Source organism: Cupriavidus sp. DB3 (assembly GCF_020418465.1).
In the GTDB taxonomy this organism is placed as follows: Bacteria; Pseudomonadota; Gammaproteobacteria; order Burkholderiales; family Burkholderiaceae; genus Cupriavidus; species Cupriavidus cauae.
The window spans coordinates 25,948-50,658 of sequence record NZ_JAIZPL010000003.1 but is presented as its reverse complement, the minus strand read 5'-3'; the positions used below and the strand labels follow the sequence as shown (position 1 = coordinate 50,658).

Below are 24,711 nucleotides of genomic sequence, written 5' to 3'. Positions count from 1 at the left end.
ATGCAAGGCTTCCTGTCGAACTGGAACGCGGCCATGCCGGCCGGCACCTGGACCATCGCCGCGCTGGCCGCGCTGCCGCCGTGGTTCCTGCTGGGCGCGGCGGCGCTGCTGGGGCTGGTGGTCGGCAGCTTCCTGAACGTGGTCGTGCATCGGCTGCCGCGCATGATGGAGCGCGACGAGGCCAATTATCTGGCCGCGCTGCGCCACGAGCCCGCGCCCTACCCGGAACGCTACGACCTCGTGGTGCCGCGCTCGTCGTGCCCGCACTGCGGCCATGCGATCGCCCCGTGGGAGAACATCCCGGTGCTCGGCTATCTGGTGCTGCGCGGCCGCTGCTCGGCCTGCCGGAAGCCGATCGGCCTGCGCTATCCCGCCGTCGAGCTGGCCAGCGCGGCGCTGTGCGCGCTGGCCGCCTGGCATTTCGGGCCGACCTGGCAGGCCCTGGCCGCGATGGTGCTGATCTGGTCGCTGCTGTCGCTGGCGCTGATCGATGCCGACACGCAACTGCTGCCTGACCAGATCACGCAGCCGCTGTTGTGGCTTGGCCTGCTGCTGAACCTGATGGGCGTGTTCGCGCCGATCGCCGATGCGGTGATCGGCGCGGCCGCCGGCTACCTGCTGCTGTGGACTACCTACTGGCTGTTCAAGCTGCTGCGCGGCAAGGAAGGCATGGGCTATGGCGACTTCAAGCTGATGGCAGCGCTGGGCGCCTGGTTCGGCTGGCAGGCGCTGCCCGCGCTGGTGCTGGTATCGTCGGTGGTCGGGCTGGTGTACGGTCTTGCCAAGATCGCGCTGCGCCGCCACGATCGCGATACGCCGTTTCCGTTCGGCCCGTTCATTGCCGGCGCCGGACTGCTGGTGCTGTTCGCCGGCGCCGACTGGGTACTGCCGGCATTGGCGCCGGGCGCCGCCATCGAAGCGGGCGCGATGGTGAATCACTGACCCGTGCCGACAACGCCCCTGTCGAACGCCGCAACAACGCACCACCAGCGCACCACCAGCGCACCGACAATGCCCCAACAACGCCCCATTCACCCTGGAGACATATGCTGGAAATCGGATTGACCGGGGGCATCGGCTCCGGCAAGAGCCGCGTCGCCGATCTGTTTGCCGAGCGCGGCGCCGCGCTGATCGATACCGATCTGATCGCGCACGAGATCACGGCGCCCGGCGGCGCGGCGATTCCCGCGCTGGTCGAGGCTTTCGGCCCCACGTGTCTGCGCGCCGACGGCGCGATGGACCGCGACGCGATGCGCGCGCTCGTGTTCTCCGATCCAACCGCGAAGGCCCGGCTCGAAGCGATCACGCATCCGCTGATCCGCGAGGTCACCGAGCAGCGCGCGGCCCGGATCCGCGCCGGCGGCGCCCATCCCTATCTGATCCACGTGGTACCGCTGCTGGTCGAATCGGGCCGCTGGCGCGAGCGCGTCGATCGCGTGCTGGTGGTCGACTGCAGCGAAGCGACGCAGATCGCCCGCGTGATGGCGCGCAACGGCTTCTCGCGCGAGCAGGTCGAGGCCATCATGGCCAGGCAGGCCACGCGCGCGCAGCGGCTGGCGGTCGCCGACGATGTGATCGACAACGATGGACCGGTCGAGGCGCTGCCGCCGCAGGTCGAGACGCTCGATCGCCGCTATCGCGCGATGCAGCCCGCGTCGCGCACGCCCGCCACGCGCTGAGCATCCCTGACACGCTCGCTTCGCCAAACGCTTCGCATCAGGCGCCGCCGAGGGCACCATCGGCGGCGTTTCATTGTCCTTGCGCGCTGTCTCGCATAGAATGCGTTGGAATATGCTGCCAAGTGCATGCATACGGCCGCATGCGAGCTTCGCATGCATTCTGTACCGATCGCCTCGCGCGCCCGCCTGAGCCGATTCGTCTGTCGAATCCAGCACCGGGCCGGCAAGCTGGCCGACGCCGCGCTGCACGGACTTCCCCTTGATTCTGTACGAATATCCTTTCAACGAACGCATCAGGACACTCCTGCGTCTGGAGGACCTGTTCGATCGGCTGGATTACTTTCTCGGACAGGAACATGCGCTGCAGCATCATGTCGCGCTGACCACGCTGTTCGAGATCATCGACGTCGCTGGCCGCGCCGACCTGAAAACCGATCTGATCAAGGAACTCGATCGCCAGCGGCAGGCGCTCAGCGCGCTGCGCTCGAGTCCGCAGATCGACCAGCAGACGCTGGACGCGGTGATCGGCGAACTCGAGCAGGCCATCGCGCAGCTGAACCAGACCGTCGGCAAGGCGGGCCAGCTGCTGACCGACAACGAGTGGCTGACCAGCATCCGCAGCCGCGCGATCATTCCCGGCGGCACCTGCGAGTTCGATCTGCCCTCGTACTATGCCTGGCAGCACCGGCCGGCCGAGGAACGGCGCGCCGACATCCTGAAGTGGGTACGGCCGCTGATTCCGCTGCGCGTGGGCACCGACGCCGTGCTGCGGCTGCTGCGCGAGTCGGGACAGAGCGGCAAGGTCATCGCCACCGGCGGCAGCTACCAGCAGATGCTGTCCGGCCGCAGCTACCAGCTGATGCAGGTGCTGCTCGACGATTCGCTGCTGGCCTTCATCCCCGAGATGAGCGCCAACAAGTACATGCTGTGGGTGCGCTTCACCCAGCAGGACGGCGACATGCGACCGCGCTCGGTCGACGCCGACATCCCCTTCCTGCTCAAACTCTGCAATTTCTGATTTGCCATGCCATCCGTAGTCAAATGCCCGACCTGTGGCAAGGACGTGGTCTGGGCGCCGGAAAACAAGTTCCGCCCCTTCTGCTCCGAACGTTGCAAGCAGATCGACCTGGGTGCCTGGGCCGCCGAGAAATACGTGATCGAGGGCAAGCCGGCCAATCCGGCCGAGGACCAGCAGGACCGGGACGACGACTGAGCGACGACTGAGCGACGGCTGAATATCGACTGAATGACGACTGAGCGATGGATGGGTGACGGCGAAAAAAAGCTGAGCGCCCACGCTCAGCCCGGCGCTCGGTCCTCAGACCGCCATTCGGCCCCCAAGGCACCTCGCAGCCCTCAGGCCGCCTCCTCCCCCAACCACTCGACCACCGGAATCGTCGCCGGCAGCAAGGGGCCGACGGTGACGGGCACCTGCTCCCACGAGAACGCCTGGCCTTCGCGCCCGACCGGCTCGCCGGCCCAGCCGGTGACCTTGCAGAAGTGCAGCCGCACATAGGCGTGCGGGTAATCGTGCTCGAGCACGTGCCAGCGCGTCGAGGCCGTGATGTCCAGCCCCAATTCCTCGTGCAACTCGCGCGCCAGCGCCGCTTCGACCGACTCGCCCGCTTCGAGCTTGCCGCCCGGAAATTCCCAGTAGCCCTCGTAAGGCTTGCCGGCCGGCCTTTGCGCCAGCAGGAAGCGGCCATCCGGGCGTACCAGCACGCCGACCGCGACCTCGGTGACCTTGCGCGCGCCGCTCATGCCGGCTCGCCCTGATGGGTACCGTAAGGCCTGCCGTGCTTGCCGCCCCAGTCGCGCGCGAACTGCCACGCGACGCGGCCCGAGCGCGAGCCGCGCTCCAGGGCCCAGACCAGCGCATCGCCGCGCGCCGCGGCGATATCGTCGTCGCTGCAGCCGAACTGTCGCAGCCAGTGCGCGACGATGTTCAGGTATTCGTCCTGCTTCGGCGGATAGAACGACAGCCACAGCCCAAAGCGCTCGGACAGCGAGATCTTTTCCTCGACCACCTCGCCCGGATGGATCTCGCCATCGTCGGTGTGCCGGTAGCCCTCGTTGTCCTTCATGTATTCGGGCAGCAGATGGCGGCGGTTCGAGGTCGCGTAGACCAGCACGTTGTCCGACTGCGCGGCCACCGAGCCGTCGAGCGCCGACTTCAGCGACTTGTAGCCCGATTCGCCGTCCTCGAACGACAGGTCGTCGCAGAAGATCACGAAGCGTTCCGGCCGCTGCGTCAGCTGCTCGACGATATCGCCCAGGTCGCCGAGATCGGCCTTGTCGACTTCCACCAGGCGCAGCCCCTCATCCACGAAGGCGTTCAGGCAGGCCTTGATCAGCGACGACTTGCCGGTGCCGCGCGCGCCGGTCAGCAGCACGTTGTTGGCCGGCAGCTTGTGCACGAACTGGCGCGTATTGGCGACGATGGCGTCCTTCTGGCGCTCGATGTTCTTCAGGTCGTCCAGATGGATCGGCGGCAGCTGCCGGATCGCCTGCAGATAGCCGATATTGCCGAACAGGCTCTGCCGCTTGCGCCAGCGGAAGGCGACGGCCTGCTGCCAGTCCGCCTCGGTCAGCTGCGGTGGCAGCCACTGTTCGAGCCGGGCGAGAAATTGGTCGAGACGGGAGGCGAGATCGGACATGGCGGCAATCCGGAGAGGCGGGGGATGGGAGAAGCGGAACGGCCGGGATGGCGGGGCGATGCGTGATAGCGATAGCGATAGCGATGGCGATGGCGATCTCGCCAAAGGACTCCGCCGCCATCGTTCGAACGATGCCTCGCCAGGCGGCAAGGCATCGCCCTACAACGATCAGGAACGATAGTCCGCGTTGATCGATACGTAGTCGTGCGACAGGTCGCAGGTCCAGACCGTGGCCGTGGCATTGCCGCGGCCGAGGGCGATGCGCACCGTGATCTCGGCCTGCTTCATCACGCGCTGGCCGTCTTCCTCGCGGTAGTCGGGGTGGCGGCCGCCGTCCCTGGCGACCCAGACATCGTCGAGCCACAGGTTGACGCCGCCGACATCGAGGTCGTCGACGCCGGCGTAGCCGACCGCGGCCAGGATCCGGCCCAGATTGGGATCCGAGGCGTAGAACGCGGTCTTGACCAGCGGCGAGTGGGCGACCGCATAGGCGATCTGCCGGCACTCGGCGACATCGCGTCCGCCCTCGACCTGGATCGTCATCAGCTTGGTGGCGCCTTCGCCGTCGCGCACGATCATCTGCGCGAGCTCCTGCGCCAGCGACGTCACCGCATCGCGCAGCGCCGTGAACTCCGCGCCGTCGGCGCGTTCGATCGCGGGCGCGCCGGCGCGGCCGGTGGCGATCAGGACGAACGAATCGTTGGTCGAGGTATCGCCGTCGATCGTGATGCTGTTGAACGAGTGATCGGCCGCGTGCGACACCAGCGCCTGCAGCACCGGCTGCGCCACGGTCGCATCGGTGGCGATGAAGCCCAGCATCGTCGCCATATTCGGACGGATCATGCCGGCGCCCTTGCTGATGCCGGTCAGCGTGACGGTCTTGCCGCCGATCTGGACCGTGCGCGACGCGGCCTTCGGCTGCGTGTCGGTGGTCATGATCGATTCGGCCGCCGCCAGCCAGTTGTCCTCGCGCGCGTTGGCGATCGCCTTGGGCACGCCGGCCAGCAGCCGGTCCATCGGCAACGGTTCGAGAATCACGCCGGTCGAGAACGGCAGCACCTGGTCGGCGCCGATGCCCAGCGCGCCGGCGACCGCGTCGCAGGTCGCGCGTGCGTTGGCCAGGCCCGGTTCGCCGGTGCCGGCATTGGCGTTGCCGGTGTTGATCACCAGCGCGCGGATGCCGCGGCCGGCCGCCAGATGCTCGCGGCAGACCTGCACCGGCGCGGCGCAGAAGCGGTTGCGCGTGAAGACGCCCGCGACGGTGCTGCCTTCGGCCAGGCGCACCACCAGCACGTCCTTGCGATTGGCCTTGCGGATGCCCGCTTCAGCCCAGCCAAGCTCGACGCCGGCGACCGGTTTCAGATTCTCTGCCTGCGGCAGCGGCAAGTTGACGGCCATGTTCGATTCCTTGCTTCGATGCGATACCCAGTGTCCGCCGGCGGGCTCAGCTCAGCCGGCCGTGGCACTGCTTGAACTTCTTGCCCGAGCCGCACGGGCAGGGGTCGTTGCGGCCGACGCGGGGCATGGTGGCCACTTCGCTGTCGTCGCGGGCGCCGCGTGCCGCCGCCGCGATCGCGCGCTCGCCAGTGTCGGGGCCGGCGCCGCCGAATTCGTCATGCTGGTATCGCACATTGCCCACGTGCGACAGGTCGTCCTCGATCTGCTCCGAGGCCTGCTCGAGCTCTTCCGGCGACTGGATCTGGACGTTGAAGACGATGCGCGTGACCTCGCTCTTGATCACGTCCAGCAGGCGCGCGAACAGCTCGAACGACTCGCGCTTGTACTCCTGCTTGGGATCCTTCTGCGCATAGCCGCGCAGATGGATGCCCTGGCGCAGATGGTCCAGCGCGGCGAGGTGCTCGCGCCAGTGCGTGTCGATGCTCTGCAGCATCACCGACCGCTCGAAGCCGGCGAAGGCCTCGCGGCCGACCTGCGCGACCTTGGCCTCGTAGCGCTCGGCCGCGGCCGATACGATCATCTGCAGCAGTTCCTCGTCCTCGATGCTCTGCGCGTTCTCGATGGTCTGCGCCAGCGGCAGCTCCAGGCCGAAGTCGTCGCGCAGGCGCTTCTCCAGGCCGGCGATGTCCCACTGCTCTTCCATCGATTCGGCCGGCACGTACTCGCGGAACAGATCGACCAGCACGCCCTCGCGCAGGCTCTTGATCATCTCGCCGACGTCCTGGGCTTCCAGCACCTCGTTGCGCAGCTTGTAGATTTCCTTGCGCTGGTCGTTGGCGACGTCGTCGTACTGCAGCAGCTGCTTGCGGATGTCGAAGTTGCGGCCCTCGACCTTGCGCTGCGCCGATTCGATCGAGCGCGTCACGATGCCGGCCTCGATCGGTTCGCCCTCGGGCATCTTCAGGCGGTCCATGATCGCGCGCACGCGGTCGCCGGCGAAGATGCGCAGCAGCTGGTCGTCCAGCGACAGGTAGAAGCGCGACGAGCCCGGGTCGCCCTGGCGGCCGGCACGGCCGCGCAGCTGGTTGTCGATCCGGCGCGATTCATGGCGCTCGGTGCCGACGATGTGCAGGCCGCCCGCGGCCTTGACCTGCTCGTGCAGCGACTGCCATTCCGACTTCAGCTGCGCGATGCGCGCGGCCTTTTCCTCGGCCGACAGGCTCGCATCGGCCTCGATGAAGCCGGCCTGCTTCTCGACATTGCCGCCCAGCACGATGTCGGTACCGCGGCCCGCCATGTTGGTGGCGATGGTGATCATCTTGGGCCGGCCCGCCTGCGCCACGATCTCGGCCTCGCGCGCGTGCTGCTTGGCGTTGAGCACCTGGTGCGGCAGCTTTTCCTTGTTCAGCAGGTCCGACAGGTATTCCGAGGTCTCGATCGAGGTGGTGCCGACCAGCACCGGCTGCCCGCGCTCGAAGCACTCGCGGATATCGCGCACCACGGCGTCGTAGCGCTCCTTGGTGGTCTTGAAGATCTGGTCCTGGAAGTCCTTGCGCTGGGTCGGCTTGTTGGTCGGGATCACGACCACTTCCAGGCCGTAGATCTCCTGGAATTCATAGGCCTCGGTGTCGGCCGTGCCGGTCATGCCGGCCAGCTTCTCGTACATCCGGAAGTAGTTCTGGAAGGTGATCGTCGCCAGCGTCTGGTTTTCCTGCTGGATGGTGACGCCTTCCTTGGCCTCGACCGCCTGGTGCAGGCCGTCGGACCAGCGGCGGCCGGTCATCAGGCGGCCGGTGAATTCGTCGACGATGACGACCTCGTCGTTCTGCACCACATAGTGCTGGTCGCGATGGAACAGGCTGTGCGCGCGCAGGGCCGCGTACAGGTGGTGCATCAGCGTGATGTTCTGCGGCGCGTACAGCGACTCGCCCTCGCCGATCAGGCCCAGCTGGGCCATGATCTGCTCGGCCTTCTCGTGGCCGGCCTCGGTCAGGTAGACCTGGTGCGCCTTCTCGTCGACGTAGTAATCGCCCGGCTTCTCGACGCCGGTGCCGTCGGCCTTCTCCTCGCCGATCTGGCGCTCGAGCAGCTTCGGAATGCCGTTCATGCGCTGGTACAGGTCGGTATGGTTCTCCGCCTGGCCCGAGATGATCAGCGGGGTGCGCGCCTCGTCGATCAGGATCGAATCGACCTCGTCGACGATCGCATAGTGCAACGGCCGCTGCACGCGCTGACCCGGGTCGTAGACCATGTTGTCGCGCAGGTAGTCGAAGCCGAATTCGTTGTTGGTGCCGTAGGTGATGTCGCTGTTGTAGGCCGCCTGCTTCTGGTCGTGCGGCATCTGCGACAGGTTGACGCCGACCGACAGCCCGAGGAAGTTGTACAGCCGGCCCATCCACTCGGCATCGCGCTGGGCCAGGTAGTCGTTGACCGTGACCACGTGCACGCCCTTGCCGGTCAGCGCGTTCAGGTAGACCGCCAGCGTCGCGGTCAGGGTCTTGCCCTCGCCAGTACGCATCTCGGCGATCTTGTTGTCGTTCAGCACCATGCCGCCGATCAGCTGCACGTCGAAATGGCGCATCTTCATCACGCGCTTGCTGGCCTCGCGGCAGACCGCGAAGGCTTCGGGCAACAGCGATTCGAGCGATTCGCCGCCGGCATGGCGCTGGCGGAACTGTTCGGTCATGCCGCGCAGTTCGTCGTCCGACAGTGCTTCGAACTTCGGCTCCAGCGCGTTGATCCGCTCGACTGTCCGTCGATATTGTTTGATCAGCCGCTCGTTACGGCTGCCGAAGACTTTCTTGAGAAGGCCCGTGATCATCGATTGGTGTCACCTGCGCACGATTGCGGTCCTGCCGTCCGAGCCGAAGGGCCGGACGGGAAGCGCGCGTGGCGAAGAGAGGATTAGCGCAAAACGCCGAGTTTATCACGCGCGGGGGGCGGTTCCGCGGGCGATCCCGTGCCGTTCCCGCGCACTTGCCGCGCGGTTCCCGATGCGCCGCGCGCGGGTCGGGACCGTGCCGCCATGGTGTCTCGGGCACGGCACCGCAGCGGTCGCGCCCGGGTCCGCTTGTGGCCCGCTTGGGACCCGCCTGGGGCCGGCCTGGACCGGCCTGGGACCGGCATGAGACCGCCTTGGAGCTAGAATGCGGCATGCGCCTGTTCACCCACCACGCCCTGCAAACGCCCTCCGCCAAGCCGCTGAACGACTGGCTGGCCAAGGCCGGACCGATGTCCTCGCTGATGCAGGCGGCGCGCGAGCTTGCCGCGCTGGAAGCCGAGGTGATGGCCCTGCTGCCGCCCGGCATGCGCGCCGGCATCGCGATCGGCGGCGTGCGCCAGGACACCCGCAGCCCGGGGCAGCCGAACACGCTGCTGCTGCTGGCGGCCCACGGCGCGGCCGCGGCGCGAGTGCGGCAGATTGTACCCAGCCTGCTGGCGCGGCTGCAGCAGCGCGGGGCGCGGATCGATGCGGTCAAGGTGCGGGTGCAGCCCGACGTCGCGCGCGGCGACTGGGACGTGGAGCCGGCCGAGCGGCCGAAGAAGACCGGCGTGCCGGCGGCCGGATTGAACAGCCTGGGCGAACTGGCGCAGACGCTGCCGGACTCGCCGCTGCGGGATGCGGTGCAGACGATGCTGTCGCGGCACCGCCAGGGACGCGGCTAGCGGAACCGCCGGCGGGAGAGCCCGCGGAAGAACCAGGGGAAGGGCCAGGGGAAAAGCGAGCGCGCCGGCTGGCGCGCCCTGAGGTCAGGCGAAAGCCGGCTGCAGCTGCGGCAGGAAGGCGGCCGGGGCCTCTTCCTGGCGCTCGAAGCTGACGATCTCGTAGGCCTGCTCGTCGGCCAGCAGCGCGCGCAGCAGCTGGTTGTTCAGCCCGTGGCCGGACTTGTTGGCGACGTAGGCGCCGATCAGCGGATGGCCAACCACATAGAGATCGCCGATCGCATCGAGGATCTTGTGGCGCACGAACTCGTCGCCGTAGCGCAGTTCCTCGTTGTTCAGCATGCGGTGCTCGTCGAGCACGATCGCATTGTCGAGGCTGCCGCCGCGGGCGAGACCCATCTCGCGCAGCGCCTCGACCTCGTGCGCGAAGCCGAAGGTGCGGGCCCGCGCGATCTCGCGGACATAGCTGGTGTCGCCGAAATCGATCTCGAAGGTCTGGCCGGTCTTGTCGACCGCCGGATGGCGGAAGTCGATGGTGAACGACAGCTTGAAGCCGAAGTAGGGTTCGAGCCGCGCCAGCTTGTCGCCCTCGCGCACTTCCACCGCCTTCTTGACGCGGATGAAGCGCTTGGCCGCCGGCTGCTCCTCGATGCCCGCCGACTGCAGCAGGAACACGAAGGACGCGGCGCTGCCGTCCATGATCGGAATTTCCTCGGCGTCGACGTCGACGAACAGGTTGTCGATACCCAGGCCCGCGCAGGCGGACATCAGGTGTTCGATGGTGGAAACGCGCGCGCCGTTCTTCTGCAGCACGGACGCCAGGCGCGTGTCGCCGATGGCCGAGGCCTTCACCGGGATCTCGACCGGCTCGGGCAGGTCGACGCGGGTGAAGACGATGCCGGTATCGGTCGGGGCGGGCCGCAATGTCAGCGTCACTTTACGGCCCGAGTGCAAGCCAATGCCAACGGTCTTGACCAGGGACTTGATAGTGCGCTGTTTGAGCATGACGGCCTCTGCTAATTATTAAAATCTATCGGGCTTGAGATCTGATAAACCGTATCTTACCACCGGCAAGCATATTGCGCTGCACCAGTTTTGTTTCGTCGTGTTAACGGTGTGGCATTCGACGGTTAAAGGCCCGGAAAAGATGCGGGGGATGGCGAAAAAATCGCCGCAGAAGATTGCATAAGCGGCATTTGAATCACTTCCAATGCCGCCATCTCGACATCTACAGCCCCCAAGGTCACAGAACGCCGTCTTACCCGCGCAACATCGCGAGCACCGCTTCGGCGCTGCTGACCTTGAATTCGCCCGGCGCTTCGACGGCCAGATGCGTGACCACGCCATCGTCCATCGCCATCGCATAGCGCAGCGAGCGCACGCCCATGCCGCGCTTGCCCAGGTCCTGCTCCAGGCCCAGCGCGCGCGTCCAGTCGGCGCTGCCGTCGCCGAGCATGCGCACCTTGCCGGCGGTGCCCTGCTCGCGCGCCCATGCGCCCATGACAAAGGCGTCGTTGACCGACACGCACCAGATCTCGTCGACGCCGGCGGCGCGCAGCGCGTCGGCCTGCTCGACGAAGCCGGGCACGTGGCGGGCGGAACAGGTCGGCGTGAACGCACCCGGCAGGCCGAACACGACGATGCGGCGGCCCTTGGCCAGCTCGGCCACCGAGAAGGCGTTGGGACCGAGCGCGCAGCCGCCGGCCTCGGTTTCGAAGTACTCGTACAGCGTCGCGTCGGGCACGCGTGCACCGATTTCGATCATGGCGATTTCCTCAGGCAGCCCCGGCGTTGGCGCAGCGAACGCCTTGGCCAAACCCAGTCTGCATCATAGTTGCCGCCCTCCGGCATCCCAAGTGGGACGGCGGCGCGGGCCGCTGTCGGCGGATGCCGACAGGCGGGCAAGCAGAACTGACAAAAACAGGCGCGGCGAGCTTGCGCTCGCCGCGCGGACGGGAGGCACATCCCGGCCGGGATACGGCGGGAGACCAGTCCGGGGAGGCGGCCGGCGGCGCGCCTGTCCCGGCACGGGATGCGGACGGAGGACAGCGGGCGGCGTCAACCTCCTCGCTCGCGCGAAAGGCCGGCGGCCGTCATCCGCAGCGCGGCACGGGCGGATGGGGAGCGCCCATCGTGCCCCGCTGTCGCGGATGCGCGGCCGGCAACCTGCCGGCGATGCGATCGGCTGGCCGGGGGAGCCGGCTCGCCGTGGGTCGACGTCGCGCCGTGCTCAGTCCGCCTGCTTGCGCAGGAAGGCGGGGATGTCGTACGTGTCGACACCCTTCTCCTGCAGCGCGGCCACGTGCGCCGACGCGGTTTCGCGCGAACTGCGGAACACCGCGGGCGTATCGAGGCCGCTGTAGTCCGGCGCGCTGTGCAGCGCCGAGCCATGCTGCAGGCCAGCCATCATCTGCACCGGCATGTTGTCGGTACCGGTCTTGAGCAGCGTCATCGGCTGCTGCTTCTTGCTGGCGCGGCCCAGGCCGGTGGCGACCACGGTCACGCGCAGCGCATCGCCCATCGAGTCGTCGTAGACGGTACCGAAGATCACGGTCGCGTCTTCCGCGGCATAGCTGCGGATGGTGTTCATGACTTCCTTGGTCTCCGACAGCTTCAGCGAGCGGCTGGCCGTGATGTTGACCAGCACGCCGCGCGCGCCGGACAGGTCCACGCCTTCCAGCAGCGGGCTGGCGACCGCCTGCTCGGCGGCCAGGCGCGCGCGGTCGACGCCCGACACCGTGGCCGTCCCCATCATCGCCTTGCCCTGCTCACCCATCACGGTCTTGACGTCTTCGAAGTCGACGTTGACCAGGCCGTCCACGTTGATGATCTCGGCAATGCCGGCCACCGCGTTGTGCAGCACGTCGTCCGCGCACTGGAAGCACTTGTCCATCTCGGCGTCGTCGCCCATCACCTCGAACAGCTTCTCGTTGAGCACGACGATCAGCGAGTCGACGTTGTTCTCCAGCTCGGCCGAGCCGTGCTCGGCGACCTTGGCGCGGCGCGCGCCTTCGAAGTCGAACGGCTTGCTGACCACGCCGACGGTCAGGATGCCCATCTCCTTGGCGACCTGCGCCACGATCGGCGCCGCACCGGTACCGGTGCCGCCGCCCATGCCGGCAGTGATGAAGACCATATGCGCGCCGCGCAGCGCGTCGGCGATCTGTTCGCGCGCCGATTCGGCGCAGGTGCGGCCGACCTCCGGCTTGGCGCCGGCGCCCAGGCCAGTATTGCCCAGTTGCAGCACGCGCGCCGCGGTCGAGCGCTTGAGCGCCTGCGCATCGGTGTTCATGCAGATGAATTCGACGCCCTGCACCCCGCGGTTGATCATGTGCTGCACGGCGTTGCCGCCCGCGCCGCCCACGCCGACCACCTTGATGATGGTGCCGTCCTGCATTTCCGATTCGATCATGTCAAAGTCCATCACTGCCTCCGAGAAAAATCAGTCGCCAAACGCTGCGGCCTCCCCGCCGCAACCCTTGGTTCCTGAACAAAGAACCAAAAGAAAGAAGAAAGAAACTGCTCCATCAACGCGCCGCGCCCGCCACGGTGGACAGTCGGCGACGGCGCGTCGCCAATTCATGCCGGCCGATCAGAAATTGCCGACGAACCATTCCTTCATGCGCGTCCAGATCTGCTTGACCGAACCGCTCTGCACCGCGACCTTGCGTCCGCGCATCCGTTGCACGCGGCCTTCCAGCAGCAGGCCCATCACCGTCGAGTAGCGCGGGCTCTTGACCACCTCGTGCAGATTGTCGCGGTACTCCGGAACGCCGACCCGAACCGGTTTGAGGAAGATGTCCTCTCCCAGTTCCACCATGCCGGGCATCATTGCGGTGCCGCCGGTGATCACGATGCCGGACGACAGCAATTCCTCGTAGCCGGACTCGCGCACGACCTGATGCACCAGCGAGTACAGCTCCTCGATGCGCGGCTCGATCACCGCCGCCAGCGCCTGGCGCGACAGCGTGCGCGTGCCGCGATCGCCCACGCCCGGCACCTCGATCATTTCCTCCGGATCGGCGATCGCCTGCTTGGCGATGCCGTACTGGATCTTGATGTCCTCGGCATCGGGCGTCGGCGTGCGCAGCGCCATCGCGATGTCGTTGGTGATCTGGTCGCCCGCGATCGGAATCACCGCGGTATGGCGGATCGCGCCTTCGCTGAAGATCGCGATGTCGGTGGTGCCGCCGCCGATGTCGACCAGCACCACGCCGAGCTCCTTCTCGTCCTCGGTCAGCACCGCCAGGCTCGACGCCAGCGGCTGCAGGATCAGGTCGTGTACCTCCAGCCCGCAGCGGCGCACGCACTTGACGATGTTCTGCGCCGCGCTGACCGCGCCGGTCACGATATGGACCTTGACCTCCAGGCGGATGCCGCTCATGCCGATCGGCTCGCGCACGTCCTCCTGGCCGTCGATGATGAATTCCTGGGTCAGGATGTGCAGGATCTGCTGGTCGGTCGGAATGTTGACCGCCTTCGCCGTTTCGATGACCCGCGCCACATCGGTCTGGGTCACCTCCTTGTCCTTGATCGCCACCATGCCGCTCGAGTTGAACGAACGGATGTGGCTGCCGGCAATGCCGGTGAAGACCTCGGAAATCTTGCAGTCGGCCATCAGCTCGGCTTCCTCGAGCGCCTTCTGGATCGACTGCACGGTGGCCTCGATATTGACCACGACCCCTTTCTTCAACCCCTTGGACTCGGATTGGCCCATCCCGATCACTTCGTAGCTGCCGTCGGGGCGCAATTCCGCAACCACCGCCGCCACCTTCGAGGTGCCGATGTCCAGACCAACCAACAGGTCCTTGTATTCCTTGCTCATCGGGTTTTCTCCGCGTTCTCTTTTCTCAGTCGCGTCGGATTGTTGTTGGAAGCCGGACCACGCTTCGCGCCAGTTGCATTGGCATTGGCACGGTTGGCGCCGTTCGCATTGCTCGTCCCCTGCTCGCGGGCCTTGGCGGCGGCTGCCGCCTGGGCCTCGGTCAGGAAGCGGACATTGGCTGCCCGGATGGCAAACCCGTTCGGATAGCGCAAATCCGCGTACTCGATCTGCTTGCCCCACTGCTCCGTCACCTGCGGCCAGGCGATGACGAAACGCTTGACGCGTTCCTCCATCGCCATCCGGTCAAGGTCGGTCTGTTCCCGTCCGAATTCGACCACCATGCCGTTGGACAGCCTGGCCCGCCAGGCGTAACGCCCGGACAACGTCACCGCGAGCGGCTCGGCCTTCAACGGCCGGAACCACTCGCGCATGATCTCGAGTTTGTCGACGACATCCGCCTCGCTGCCGGGCGGACCATCGAGCGCGAGCAGCCGGGCGTCCTCTTCCGCCTCGGCGGGATTGGCCACGAACAGCTCGCCATAGGTATTGATCAACCGCCCGGTATCGGGCGCGCCCCAGGTGCCCAGCGCCTCGTGTTCCTCGATCCTGACCGTCAGGCCGCTCGGCCATTCGCGCCGCACGCTGGCCTTGCGCACCCAGGGCACCGACTCGAAGGCCTGGCGCGCGGCGTCCAGGTCCAGCGTGAAGAAGTTGCCCGACAGCTTGCCCAGCGCGTTGGCCCGCACCGCGGGCGCGTTGACGTGGCGCAGCGTGCCGCCGTACATCGGCGCCAGCTCGACATGGGTAATCGCGAACACCGGCCGCTGCGCCAGCCACATCAGGCCGGCCGCGAGCGCCATCACCACCACCACGGCGTAGAGCGTGGTGGCGATCAGGTTCAGCAGGCGTGCGTTGTGCCACATGTCGGTTCGGGGTGCGCGATGGCTTCGTTGTACGGGGTCAGCCGCGGGTTATTCGGGTTTCCAGTGCTCGTTCGGATGCAGGTCCAGCGTCGCCGCGGCGACCACCTGCAGCACGAAGTCCTCGTAGCTGATGCCGGCCGCCCGCGCCGACATCGGCACCAGCGAATGGCCGGTCATGCCGGGCGAGGTGTTCATCTCCAGCAGGTAGGGCTGGCCGTCGGCGGTCAGCATCACGTCGGCACGCGCCCAGCCGCGGCAGCCCAGCACGCGGAAGGCCTCGACCGCGAGGCTGCGCACGCGCTGCTCCAGCGCATCGCCCAGGTTCGCCGGGCACAGGTACTGGGTAACGTCCGTGAAGTACTTGTTTTGATAGTCGTAGTTGGCCTCAGGCGCGACGATGCGGATCACCGGCAGCGCGACCGCGTCGCGGCCCTCGCCGACGATCGGGCAGGTCAGCTCGGCACCGTCGATGAACGCTTCGGCGATCACGTCGTTGTCCAGCGCCGCGGCCTTCTCGTAGGCGGCGCGCATCTGGCTGGCCTCGGTCACCTTGGTCAGCCCGATCGACGAGCCTTCCCGCGCCGGCTTGACGATCAGCGGCAGGCCGAGATCCGCCGCCACCGCGTCGAACTCGCGCTCGGTGCAGTCGGCCGTCAGCATCGCGAAGCGCGGGGTCGGCAGCCCATGCGTGCTCCACAGCCGCTTGGTGGCGGGCTTGTCCATCGCCAGCGCGGAGGCCAGCACGCCGCTGCCGGTGTACGGAATGCCCAGCTGCTCGAGCAGGCCCTGCATGGTGCCGTCCTCGCCGTAGCGGCCGTGCAGCGCGATGAAGACGCGGTCAAAGCCGGCCGCGGCCAGTTCGGCGACGCTGCGCAGCGCCGGATCGAAGGCATGCGCGTCGACGCCGCGCGACTGCAGCGCGGCCAGCACGCCCTGACCGGACAGCAGCGAGATTTCGCGTTCGGCCGAACGGCCGCCCATCAGCACGCCGACCTTGCCGAGCGTCTTCGGATCGATTTGGGGATTGGGGACGAAGCTCATGCCTGGCCTCCGGCTTGCGGCACGGCCGCTTGCTGTGGTTGTTGCGACGCTGACGAGGCAGCGGGTTGCGAAGGGGAAGATGCCGCCGATGCCGCGGAGGACGATGCCGCCGACGCCGCGGCCTGGCCCGACACCAGCAGGCCCGGCACCGCGCCGATCGTGCCGGCGCCCATCGTCACCACCACGTCGCCCGGGCGCGCCGCGTCCAGGACCGCTTGCGGCATGTCGTCGATCTGCTCGACGAAGACCGGCTCGACCTTGCCGGCGACGCGCAGCGCGCGCGTCAGCGCGCGGCCGTCGGCGGCCACGATCGGCGCCTCGCCGGCCGCGTAGACCTCGGCCAGCAGCAGCGCGTCGACGGTGCCGAGCACCTTGACGAAGTCCTCGAAGCAGTCGCGCGTGCGCGTGAAGCGATGCGGCTGGAACGCCAGCACCAGGCGGCGGCCCGGGAACGCGCCGCGGGCGGCGGCCAGCGTCGCCGCCATCTCGACCGGGTGATGGCCGTAGTCGTCGACCAGCGTGAAGGTGCCGCTGCCGTCCGCGCAGGCCACCTCGCCATAGCGCTGGAAGCGCCGGCCGACGCCGTGGAATTCGCGCAGCGCCTTGACGATGGCGGCGTCGGGCACCTCCAGCTCGGTGGCGATCGCGATCGCCGCCAGCGCGTTCTGCACGTTGTGCAGGCCCGGCAGGTTCAGCACCACGTCGAGCGGCGGCTCGGCATGGTTGTTCAGCTGGCGCAGCACCGTGAAATGCATCTGGCCGTCGACCGCGCGGGCGTTGACCGCGCGCACCTGGGCATCCTCGGCGAAGCCGTAGCGCACCACCGGCTTGGACACGAACGGCAGGATCTCGCGCACGTTCGGGTCGTCGACGCACAGCACCGCGATGCCGTAGAACGGCAGCCGCTGCGTGAATTCGATGAAGGCCTGCTTCAGACGGGCAAAGTCATGCCCGTAGGTGTCCATGTGGTCGGCGTCGATATTGGTGATGACCTCGATCACCGGGAACAGGTTCAGGAACGACGCGTCCGATTCGTCCGCCTCGGCGACGATGAAGTCGCCGGTGCCCAGCCGCGCGTTGGCGCCGGCCGAGTTCAGCCGGCCGCCGATCACGAAGGTCGGATCGAGTCCGCCCTCGGCCAGCACCGACGCCACCAGGCTGGTGGTGGTGGTCTTGCCGTGCGTGCCGGCGATCGCGACGCCCTGCTTCAGGCGCATCAGCTCGGCCAGCATCACCGCGCGCGGCACCACCGGAATGCGCTTGGCGCGCGCGGCCAGCACCTCGGGGTTGTCGCCGCTGACGGCGGTCGACACCACCACCGCGTTGGCGCCGGCGATATGCGCGGCGTCATGGCCGTGCATCACCGTCGCGCCCAGCGCGGTCAGGCGTCGCGTCGCGGCGTTGCTGCCCATGTCGGAACCGGACACCCGGTAGCCGAGATTGAGCAGCACCTCGGCGATGCCGCTCATGCCGGCGCCGCCGATGCCTACGAAGTGGATGTTCTTGACGATATGCTTCATGAATCCGTTGCTTGTCGGTGGACCTCGATCCCTCGGTTCCCCGTGCTCATTCCTGCCAAATCCCTGGCTAATCCCTGGCCAGCTCGCTGCAGACCTGCGCCACGCGCCGGGTCGCATCCGGCTTGGCGAGTCCGCGCGCACGCTGCGCCATCTCTTTCAGTTGCGGCCGCGACAGCCGGGCCAGCGTCTGCGCCAGCCCTTCCGCGGTCAATGCGTTCTGTTGCACCAGCAGCGCGGCGCCCTGTTCCGACAGGAAGCGCGCGTTGGTGGTCTGGTGGTCGTCCACCGCATGCGGGAACGGCACGAACAGCGCGGCCACGCCGGCGGCCGCCACTTCCGATACCGTCATCGCGCCGGCGCGGCAGATCACCAGATCGGCGTCGGCATACGCCTGCGCCATGTCGTCGATGAAGGGCACCGCTTCGGCCGCGACCCCTGCCGCGGCGTAGTTCGCCCGCAGCGTGTCGATCTGCTTGACGCCGGCCTGGTGCCGCACCAGCGGCCGCTCGCCTTCCGGCAGCAGCGCCAGCGCCTGCGGGACCACCGCATTGAGCGCCGCCGCGCCGAGGCTGCCGCCGACCACCAGCAGCCGCAGTGGACCCTGGCGGGCGTCGTAGCGCGCCGCCGGCTCGATCAGCGCCGCCACTTCCTCGCGCACCGGATTGCCGGTCCACTCGGCGCCGGGCAGCGTCTGCGGAAACGCGCACAGCACGCGATCGGCGACCTTGGCCAGCACCTTGTTGGCGAGCCCGGCGATCGAGTTCTGCTCGTGCAGCACCAGCGGCCGGCCCAGCAGCGAGGCCATCATGCCGGCCGGGAAGGTGATGTAGCCGCCCATGCCGAGCACCACGCTCGGGCGCACCCGGCGCAGCGCGCCGATGCTCTGCCAGAACGCGCGCAGCAGGTTCAGGGGCAGCAGCAGCTTGGTCAGCAGTCCCTTGCCGCGCAGCCCGCCGAACTGGATGAACTCCATCGGGATGTCGTGCTTCGGCACCAGGGTCGCTTCCATGCCGGTGCGGTTGCCGAGCCAGACCACGCGCCAGCCCTGCGCGCGCAGCGCATGCGCGACGGCGAGCCCCGGGAACACATGGCCCCCGGTGCCGCCCGCCATCACGAGCAGGGTGCGTGGCTGCGTGGAACTCATACCTTCCCTCCACGCATCAACACGCTGTTTTGGCTTCGGCCGCTTCGCTTAACTTCCTGCTGGCGCAGGAAGTTAGCCTGCGCCGAAATCGGGCGTTGCTGCGTTCCGGTCATACCTTCCCTCCACGCATCAACACGCTGTTTTGGCTTCGGCCGCTTCGCTTAACTTCCTGCTGGCGCAGGAAGTTAGCCTGCGCCGAAATCGGGCGTTGCTGCGTTCCGGTCATACCTTCCCTCCACGCATCAACACCCGATTTTCGTAATCGATACGGAGCAGCAAGGCCAACGCGACGCAGTTCATCAGGATCCCCGAACCGCCGTAGCTGACCATCGGCAGCGTCAGGCCCTTGGTCGGCAGCAGGCCCAGGTTCACGCCCATGTTGATGAAGGCCTGCCAGCCGATCCAGATGCCGATGCCCTTGGCGACCAGCCCGGCGAAGGTGCGGTCCAGCTGCAGCGCGGTGCGGCCGATCGAGAAGGCGCGGCGCACCAGCCAGTAGAACAGCACGATCGCGGTCAGCACGCCGATGAAGCCCAGCTCCTCGCCGATCACGGCCAGGATGAAGTCGGTATGCGCCTCGGGCAGGTAGTGCAGCTTCTCGATGCTGCCGCCCAGCCCCACCCCGGCCCATTCGCCGCGGCCGAAGGCGATCAGCGAATGCGTCAGCTGATAGGCCTTGCCCAGCGCGTATTCCTCGCGCCAGGGATCGAGATAGGCGAAGATCCGCTCGCGCCGCCACGGCGACACCGCGATCAGCAGCGCGAAGGTGCCCACCGCGATCGCCACCAGCGCGCCGAACAGCTTGCCGTTGACGCCGCCAAGGAACAGGATGCCCATCGCCACCGCGGCGATCACCAGGAAGGCGCCCATGTCGGGCTCGAGCAGCAGCAGCATGCCGACCACCGCCACCGCGACGCCCATCGGCAGGAAGCCCTTGCCCAGGCTCTGCATCCATTCCTGCTTGCGCACCGTGTAGTTGGCCGCGTACAGCACCACCGCGAGCTTCATCAGCTCGGACGGCTGGAAGTTCATCAGGCCCAGCGGAATCCAGCGGCGCGCGCCGTTGACGCCCTTGCCGATGAAGGGCACCAGCACCAGGATCAGCAGGATCAGCGCCAGCACGAACAGCTTGGGCGCATAGCGGTCCCAGTACTTGACCGGCACCTGGAAGGCCAGCAGCCCGACGCCGAGCCCGATCAGCAGCGAGAACGCATGGCGGATCAGGAAATGGCTCTCGCGGTAATTGGCGAAGCGCGGCGAATCGGGCAGCGCGATGGTCGCCGAATAGACCATCACCAGGCCGAGCGCCAGCAGCACGATCGCTACCCACAGCAGCGGCTGGTCGTACTCCATCATCCGCGAGCGGGTCGGCTTGACGCCGGACACCGCATCGCGCAGCCCTTCCCAGGCATTGCCGATGGTCGCGCCGACGATGGTGGCGCCGACGAAGCCGCTGCGCTTGGCCTGGCGCTCTGCCTGCATCTCGCTCATGGCATGATCCCCCGGGACAGCGCCAGTTCTTCCACCGCGGCGCGGAACACCTGCGCGCGATGCACGTAATTGCGGAACATGTCCAGGCTCGCGCAGGCCGGCGACAGCAGCACCACGTCACCCGCCTGGGCCTGTTCGGCGGCCAGCCGCACCGCCGCTTCCAGCGCGCCCTCGTTCGAGCCCGCATCGAGCAGCGCAACGCCGGTGCCTTCCAGCGCCGCGCGCAGTTCGCCGGCGGCCTTGCCGATCAGCACCACCGCGCGCGCGTACTGCGCCACCGGCGCCGCCAGCGGCGAGAAATCCTGGCCCTTGCCCTCGCCACCGGCGATCAGCACCACGCGCTTGTCGAGCCCGGACAGCGCCGCGACGGTCGCGCCGACATTGGTGCCCTTGCTGTCGTCGAAGTACTCGACGTCGTCGATGGTGGCGATCCACTCGACCCGGTGCGGCTCGCCGCGGTACTCGCGCAGGCCGTGCAGCAGCGCGTTCAGCGGCAGATCGATGGCGCGGCACAGCGCCAGCGCCGCCATCGCGTTGGTGGCGTTGTGCATGCCGCGGATATGCAGCGCGTCGGCCGGCATCAGGCGCTTGTGCCGCACCGGCACCGGCGCGGCCTCGTCGCCCGCGGCGCTCTTGCGGCGGCGCGGCCTGGCCTCTTCAGTTTCGCCATCGGGCTCCGCCAGCACCAGCCAGGGCATGCCGCCCTCGCGCAGGATGCCGAAGCTGCCCGGCACTTCGGGCAGGTCGGTGCCGAAGGTCACCGGGACCATGCCCGGGCGCGCCATCTCCATCGTCAGGCGGTCGTTGCGGTTGAGCACCTGCACACAGCGGGCACCGTCGGCACCGTCGGCGCCCACGGCTTGCGGCCCGAAGATGCGCTGCTTGGCGGCCGCGTAGGCCTGCATGGTGCCGTGCCAGTCCAGATGGTCCTGCGTGACGTTGAGCACCGCGGCCGCATGCGGCGCCAGCGTATACGTGGTCTCCAGCTGGAAGCTGGACAGCTCGAGCACCCAGACCTCGGGCAGCGTCGCCGAGGCGATGCAGGCCGACAGCTTGTCCAGCGCCGACGGGCTGATATTGCCGGCGACCGCGACGGTCTTGCCGGCGCGCTCGACCAGCCGGCCGGTCAGCGCGGTGGTGGTGGTCTTGCCGTTGGTGCCGGTGATCGCCAGCAGCTTCGGCGCGTAGCCGGCCTCCGCCTGCAGATGCGCCAGCGCGCGCGCGAACAGTTCGATCTCGCCCCACACCGGGATGCCGCGCTCGCGCGCCGCGTCCAGCAGCGCGCCGGTATCGGGCTCGGTGGGCGACAGGCCCGGGCTGATCGCGATCAGCCCGATGCCGTCGAGCAGCGCCGGCAGGGCGGACGCAAAGGCGGCGCCGCCGACGAATTCGGCCGAGGGCAGCTCGGCCTGCAGGAAGGCGAGATTGGCGGGCGCCGGACGCGTGTCGGCGACGCGCAGCGCGCAGCCATACCGGCCGCACCAGCGCGCCATCGCCAGGCCCGATTCACCGAGGCCCAGTACCAGCACATGAGGGGTCTGCAACTCGCCAAACACTTCGTTTCCTGCCCTTGATTTCCTGTCGTCGATTCAACTTGCCGGTCTGCGTTCCGCCTGTGCGCCTCAGCGCAGCTTCAGCGTCGACAGCCCGATCAGCACCAGCAGCAGCGTGATCACCCAGAAGCGGACCGTCACCTGCGTTTCCTTCCAGCCGCTCAGCTCGAAATGGTGGTGCAGCGGCGCCATGCGGAACAGCCGCCGCCCTTCGCCATAACGGCGCTTGGTGAACTTGAACCAGGTGACCTGCAGCATCACCGACACCGTCTCGGCGACGAACACGCCGCCCATCACGAACAGCACGATCTCCTGGCGCACGATCACGGCAATGGTGCCGAGCGCCCCGCCCAGCGCCAGCGCGCCGACATCGCCCATGAACACCTGCGCCGGATGCGCGTTGAACCACAGGAAGGCCAGGCCCGCGCCGGCCATCGCCGAGCAGAAGATCAGCAGCTCGCCCGCCCCGGGGATATGCGGGAACAGCAGGTACTTGCTGTAGACCGCGTTGCCCATCACGTAGGCGAACACGCCGAGCGCGCTGCCGACCAGCACCACCGGCATGATCACCAGGCCGTCGAGGCCGTCGGTCAGGTTGACGGCGTTGCTCGAGCCGACGATCACGAAATAGGTCAGCACGATGAAGCCGGCCACGCCCAGCGGGTAGCTGACTTCCTTGAAGAAGGGCACCAGCAGGTTCGACTTGTAGGGCATGTCCAGCGACAGCCCGCCCTCGACCCAGCTCAGGAACAGCTCCCACACCTTGACGTTGCTGGCCTCGGAAATCGAGAAGGCCAGATAGACCGCGGCCACCAGCCCGATCAGCGTCTGCCAGAAATACTTCTCGCCGCTCGACATGCCGCGCGGGTCGCGATAGACGACCTTGCGGTAGTCGTCGACCCAGCCGATCGCGCCGTAGCCGAAGGTCACCAGCATCACCACCCAGACGAAGCGGTTGCCCCAGTCGCACCACAGCACCGTCGAGATGCCGATCGACAGCAGCACCAGCACGCCCCCCATGGTCGGCGTGCCGGACTTGACCAGATGGGTCTGCGGGCCGATGGTGCGCACCGCCTGGCCGATCTTCATCTCGGTCAGCTTGCGAATCACCCACGGACCGAGCGCGAGGCCGATCACCAGCGCCGTGAGGTTGGCCATCACGGCGCGGAAGGTCAGATAGTTGACGACCCGCAGGAAGCTGTAGTCATCTTGCAGCCATTGGGCCAGGGCCAATAACATCGTTCTTCGTTTTCCTGTCTGCTGCCGCCGCCCCTCGTTCAGGGGCCTGGCGGCCAATTCCAATCAATCGTTAAGCTTCACTGCCGTTCAGTCTCAACCCTTGTTCGCCGGCCCCGCCGGCCCAGTCGACCCGGCGGACCCGGCCGACGGCGTCACCAGCGCGTCGACCATGCGCTCCATCCGCATGAAGCGCGAGCCCTTGACCAGCACGGCGCTTGCCCGCGCGACGGTGCCGTCCGCATCGGCGGCCAGCGTCGCCGCCAGCGCGTCGGCGCCGGCAAAGTGCCGGGCGCCCTCGCCGAAGGCCTGCACCGCGTGCGGCGAGGCCTCGCCGGTGGCCCACAGCGTCTCGATGCCGCGCGCGCGCGCATAGGCGCCGATCTCGGCGTGGAACGCCGGTCCCTGATCGCCGACCTCGCCCATGTCGCCGATCACCAGCACGCGCGGCGGCGCGAAGCCGGCCAGCACGTCGATGGCGGCGCGCATCGAGTCGGGGTTGGCGTTGTAGGTGTCGTCGATCACCACGGTGCCGGCCGCGGCGCGCTTGACCTGCAGCCGGCCCTTGACCGGCGCGAAGCTGGCCAGGCCGCGCTGGATCGCCTCGACCTCGACGCCGGCGGCCAGCGCGCAGGCGATCGCCGCCAGCGCATTGCGCACGTTGTGCATGCCGAGCAGCGCCAGCCGGACCTCGAAGGCGCGGCCGGGCGCGCGTACCTGCAGCCGCTGCACGCCATCGTCGAGGCTGACCTCGGCGGTCACGTCGGCCTGGCTGGCCTCGCGGCCCTCGGCCAGGCCAAAGGTCAGCACCGGCCGGCCGCCGGCCGCGGCGCGCCAGATGCCGGCATGCGCGCCGCCGCTGGCCGCGTCGAGCGGAAACACCGCGGTGCCGTCGGCCGGCAGCGCGGCCAGGATGCTGGCGTGCTCGTGCGCGACGGCCTCGACGCTGACCATGAATTCCTGGTGCTCGCGCTGCGCGTTGGTGATCACCGCCACCGTGGGCTGCGCGATCGCCGCCAGCGTTGCGGTCTCGCCCGGATGGTTCATGCCGAGTTCGAGCACCGCCAGCCGGTGGCTCGGACGCAGGCGCAGCACCGTCAGCGGCAGCCCGATGTCGTTGTTCAGGTTGCCGCCGGTGGCCAGGCGCTGCGCTTCGCCGACCGCCGCGGCGAAGATCGCCGCGATCATTTCCTTGACCGTGGTCTTGCCGTTGCTGCCGGTCACCGCGACCGTCGGCAACGTGAACTGCGCGCGCCAGCCGGCGCCGAGCTGGCCCAGCGCGACGCGCGTATCGGGCGCCACGATCGCCGGCAAACCCGGCGCGGCGGCGCCGATGTCGCGCTCGACCAGCACCGCGGCGGCGCCCTTGGCGGCCACGTCGGCAATGAAGTCGTGCGCGTCGAAACGTTCGCCGCGCAGCGCGACGAACAGATCGCCGGGCTCGACGGTGCGGCTGTCGGTATGCACGCGGGTGAACCGCCGCGCGCCATCGCCTTCGATGCGTGCGCCGGCGATCCAGCCCGCGGCCTGCTGCAGGTCGGTCATCGTCTGTTCTGGTTTGGCCGTTGCCGTCATGCCGGT

21 protein-coding genes are annotated in these 24,711 nt (G+C 68.2%); 5 read left to right on the top strand and 16 right to left on the bottom strand.

Annotated features, from left to right (window positions below; genetic code table 11):
• The 4 genes from K7G19_RS09875 to K7G19_RS09860 all read left to right on the top strand — a co-directional run bounded on the left by K7G19_RS09875 (position 1) and on the right by K7G19_RS09860 (position 2,892).
• Positions 1-942, top strand: coding sequence for an A24 family peptidase (locus tag K7G19_RS09875; RefSeq protein WP_283949972.1), 942 nt, complete (start codon positions 1-3; stop codon positions 940-942).
• A gap of 104 nt (positions 943-1,046) precedes the next feature.
• The gene (gene coaE, locus K7G19_RS09870; RefSeq protein ID WP_226107091.1) at positions 1,047-1,679 is read left to right on the top strand and encodes a dephospho-CoA kinase; all 633 of its coding nucleotides are present in this window, start codon (positions 1,047-1,049) and stop codon (positions 1,677-1,679) included.
• A 259-nt stretch (positions 1,680-1,938) separates the two neighbouring features.
• Positions 1,939-2,697, top strand: coding sequence for a cell division protein ZapD (zapD, locus tag K7G19_RS09865; protein ID WP_149316581.1), 759 nt, complete (start codon positions 1,939-1,941; stop codon positions 2,695-2,697).
• 6 nt (positions 2,698-2,703) lie between these two features.
• The gene (locus tag K7G19_RS09860; protein ID WP_149316580.1) at positions 2,704-2,892 is read left to right on the top strand and encodes a DNA gyrase inhibitor YacG; all 189 of its coding nucleotides are present in this window, start codon (positions 2,704-2,706) and stop codon (positions 2,890-2,892) included.
• 143 nt (positions 2,893-3,035) lie between these two features.
• On the opposite strand, the gene K7G19_RS09855 is transcribed toward K7G19_RS09860, so the two are convergent.
• The 4 genes from K7G19_RS09855 to secA all read right to left on the bottom strand — a co-directional run bounded on the left by K7G19_RS09855 (position 3,036) and on the right by secA (position 8,555).
• Positions 3,036-3,440, bottom strand: coding sequence for an NUDIX domain-containing protein (locus tag K7G19_RS09855; RefSeq protein ID WP_149316579.1), 405 nt, complete (start codon positions 3,438-3,440; stop codon positions 3,036-3,038).
• A complete protein-coding gene (locus K7G19_RS09850; protein ID WP_149316578.1) occupies positions 3,437-4,336 on the bottom strand; it encodes an ATP-binding protein in 900 nt (299 codons plus the stop codon). The genes K7G19_RS09855 and K7G19_RS09850 overlap by 4 nt, the downstream gene beginning before the upstream one ends.
• Before the next feature lie 168 nt (positions 4,337-4,504).
• The gene (argJ, locus tag K7G19_RS09845) at positions 4,505-5,734 is read right to left on the bottom strand and encodes a bifunctional glutamate N-acetyltransferase/amino-acid acetyltransferase ArgJ (RefSeq protein WP_149316577.1); all 1,230 of its coding nucleotides are present in this window, start codon (positions 5,732-5,734) and stop codon (positions 4,505-4,507) included.
• 46 nt (positions 5,735-5,780) lie between these two features.
• A complete protein-coding gene (gene secA / locus K7G19_RS09840; RefSeq protein WP_149316576.1) occupies positions 5,781-8,555 on the bottom strand; it encodes a preprotein translocase subunit SecA in 2,775 nt (924 codons plus the stop codon).
• A 332-nt stretch (positions 8,556-8,887) separates the two neighbouring features.
• Between secA and K7G19_RS09835 the strand changes: the two genes are divergently transcribed.
• Positions 8,888-9,400 (top strand): DciA family protein, encoded by a 513-nt coding sequence (locus K7G19_RS09835; protein WP_150082113.1) that lies wholly within the window; start codon positions 8,888-8,890, stop codon positions 9,398-9,400.
• A gap of 84 nt (positions 9,401-9,484) precedes the next feature.
• Here the strand turns inward: K7G19_RS09835 and lpxC are convergent, their stop codons facing one another.
• From lpxC to murF, 12 genes are all read right to left on the bottom strand, one after another.
• Positions 9,485-10,402, bottom strand: a complete 918-nt coding sequence (gene lpxC, locus K7G19_RS09830) for a UDP-3-O-acyl-N-acetylglucosamine deacetylase (protein WP_150082112.1) — start codon at positions 10,400-10,402, stop codon at positions 9,485-9,487.
• A gap of 253 nt (positions 10,403-10,655) precedes the next feature.
• Positions 10,656-11,162: a peroxiredoxin gene (locus K7G19_RS09825; protein WP_149316573.1), complete on the bottom strand. Its 507-nt coding sequence runs from the start codon at positions 11,160-11,162 to the stop codon at positions 10,656-10,658.
• Positions 11,163-11,627: 465 nt separating this feature from the next.
• Positions 11,628-12,821, bottom strand: a complete 1,194-nt coding sequence (gene ftsZ, locus K7G19_RS09820; protein ID WP_149316572.1) for a cell division protein FtsZ — start codon at positions 12,819-12,821, stop codon at positions 11,628-11,630.
• A gap of 168 nt (positions 12,822-12,989) precedes the next feature.
• Positions 12,990-14,222, bottom strand: coding sequence for a cell division protein FtsA (gene ftsA, locus K7G19_RS09815; protein WP_226107089.1), 1,233 nt, complete (start codon positions 14,220-14,222; stop codon positions 12,990-12,992).
• Complete coding sequence (locus K7G19_RS09810) at positions 14,219-15,145, bottom strand: cell division protein FtsQ/DivIB (protein ID WP_149316570.1); 927 nt, start codon at positions 15,143-15,145, stop codon at positions 14,219-14,221. The genes ftsA and K7G19_RS09810 overlap by 4 nt, the downstream gene beginning before the upstream one ends.
• A 48-nt stretch (positions 15,146-15,193) precedes the next feature.
• Positions 15,194-16,186 (bottom strand): D-alanine--D-alanine ligase, encoded by a 993-nt coding sequence (locus K7G19_RS09805; RefSeq protein ID WP_226107088.1) that lies wholly within the window; start codon positions 16,184-16,186, stop codon positions 15,194-15,196.
• A complete protein-coding gene (gene murC, locus K7G19_RS09800; RefSeq protein ID WP_223819431.1) occupies positions 16,183-17,706 on the bottom strand; it encodes a UDP-N-acetylmuramate--L-alanine ligase in 1,524 nt (507 codons plus the stop codon). Before murC ends, K7G19_RS09805 begins: the two co-directional genes overlap by 4 nt.
• Positions 17,707-17,773: 67 nt before the next feature.
• Complete coding sequence (murG, locus tag K7G19_RS09795; RefSeq protein ID WP_150082107.1) at positions 17,774-18,850, bottom strand: undecaprenyldiphospho-muramoylpentapeptide beta-N-acetylglucosaminyltransferase; 1,077 nt, start codon at positions 18,848-18,850, stop codon at positions 17,774-17,776.
• A gap of 222 nt (positions 18,851-19,072) precedes the next feature.
• Positions 19,073-20,341 (bottom strand): putative lipid II flippase FtsW, encoded by a 1,269-nt coding sequence (ftsW, locus tag K7G19_RS09790; protein WP_149316567.1) that lies wholly within the window; start codon positions 20,339-20,341, stop codon positions 19,073-19,075.
• Complete coding sequence (gene murD / locus K7G19_RS09785) at positions 20,338-21,897, bottom strand: UDP-N-acetylmuramoyl-L-alanine--D-glutamate ligase (RefSeq protein ID WP_226107086.1); 1,560 nt, start codon at positions 21,895-21,897, stop codon at positions 20,338-20,340. The genes ftsW and murD overlap by 4 nt, the downstream gene beginning before the upstream one ends.
• Positions 21,898-21,963: 66 nt before the next feature.
• Entirely contained in the window at positions 21,964-23,133 is a 1,170-nt protein-coding gene (gene mraY / locus K7G19_RS09780; RefSeq protein WP_023264842.1) for a phospho-N-acetylmuramoyl-pentapeptide-transferase, read from the bottom strand.
• A 93-nt stretch (positions 23,134-23,226) separates the two neighbouring features.
• Entirely contained in the window at positions 23,227-24,675 is a 1,449-nt protein-coding gene (gene murF, locus K7G19_RS09775; protein ID WP_226107645.1) for a UDP-N-acetylmuramoyl-tripeptide--D-alanyl-D-alanine ligase, read from the bottom strand.
• Positions 24,676-24,711: the final 36 nt, after the last annotated feature.

Excerpts from the sequence above, each read along its gene's own strand:
- K7G19_RS09875 (WP_283949972.1), top strand. The coding sequence starts at position 1 with ATGCAAGGCTTCCTGTCGAACTGGAACGCGGCCATGCCGGCCGGCACC.
- coaE (WP_226107091.1), top strand. The coding sequence starts at position 1,047 with ATGCTGGAAATCGGATTGACCGGGGGCATCGGCTCCGGCAAGAGCCGC.
- K7G19_RS09860 (WP_149316580.1), top strand. The coding sequence starts at position 2,704 with ATGCCATCCGTAGTCAAATGCCCGACCTGTGGCAAGGACGTGGTCTGG.
- K7G19_RS09855 (WP_149316579.1), bottom strand. The coding sequence starts at position 3,440 with ATGAGCGGCGCGCGCAAGGTCACCGAGGTCGCGGTCGGCGTGCTGGTA.
- K7G19_RS09850 (WP_149316578.1), bottom strand. The coding sequence starts at position 4,336 with ATGTCCGATCTCGCCTCCCGTCTCGACCAATTTCTCGCCCGGCTCGAA.
- argJ (WP_149316577.1), bottom strand. The coding sequence starts at position 5,734 with ATGGCCGTCAACTTGCCGCTGCCGCAGGCAGAGAATCTGAAACCGGTC.
- secA (WP_149316576.1), bottom strand. The coding sequence starts at position 8,555 with ATGATCACGGGCCTTCTCAAGAAAGTCTTCGGCAGCCGTAACGAGCGG.
- K7G19_RS09835 (WP_150082113.1), top strand. The coding sequence starts at position 8,888 with ATGCGCCTGTTCACCCACCACGCCCTGCAAACGCCCTCCGCCAAGCCG.
- lpxC (WP_150082112.1), bottom strand. The coding sequence starts at position 10,402 with ATGCTCAAACAGCGCACTATCAAGTCCCTGGTCAAGACCGTTGGCATT.
- K7G19_RS09825 (WP_149316573.1), bottom strand. The coding sequence starts at position 11,162 with ATGATCGAAATCGGTGCACGCGTGCCCGACGCGACGCTGTACGAGTAC.
- ftsZ (WP_149316572.1), bottom strand. The coding sequence starts at position 12,821 with ATGGACTTTGACATGATCGAATCGGAAATGCAGGACGGCACCATCATC.
- ftsA (WP_226107089.1), bottom strand. The coding sequence starts at position 14,222 with ATGAGCAAGGAATACAAGGACCTGTTGGTTGGTCTGGACATCGGCACC.
- K7G19_RS09810 (WP_149316570.1), bottom strand. The coding sequence starts at position 15,145 with ATGTGGCACAACGCACGCCTGCTGAACCTGATCGCCACCACGCTCTAC.
- K7G19_RS09805 (WP_226107088.1), bottom strand. The coding sequence starts at position 16,186 with ATGAGCTTCGTCCCCAATCCCCAAATCGATCCGAAGACGCTCGGCAAG.
- murC (WP_223819431.1), bottom strand. The coding sequence starts at position 17,706 with ATGAAGCATATCGTCAAGAACATCCACTTCGTAGGCATCGGCGGCGCC.
- murG (WP_150082107.1), bottom strand. The coding sequence starts at position 18,850 with ATGAGTTCCACGCAGCCACGCACCCTGCTCGTGATGGCGGGCGGCACC.
- ftsW (WP_149316567.1), bottom strand. The coding sequence starts at position 20,341 with ATGAGCGAGATGCAGGCAGAGCGCCAGGCCAAGCGCAGCGGCTTCGTC.
- mraY (WP_023264842.1), bottom strand. The coding sequence starts at position 23,133 with ATGTTATTGGCCCTGGCCCAATGGCTGCAAGATGACTACAGCTTCCTG.
- murF (WP_226107645.1), bottom strand. The coding sequence starts at position 24,675 with ATGACCGACCTGCAGCAGGCCGCGGGCTGGATCGCCGGCGCACGCATC.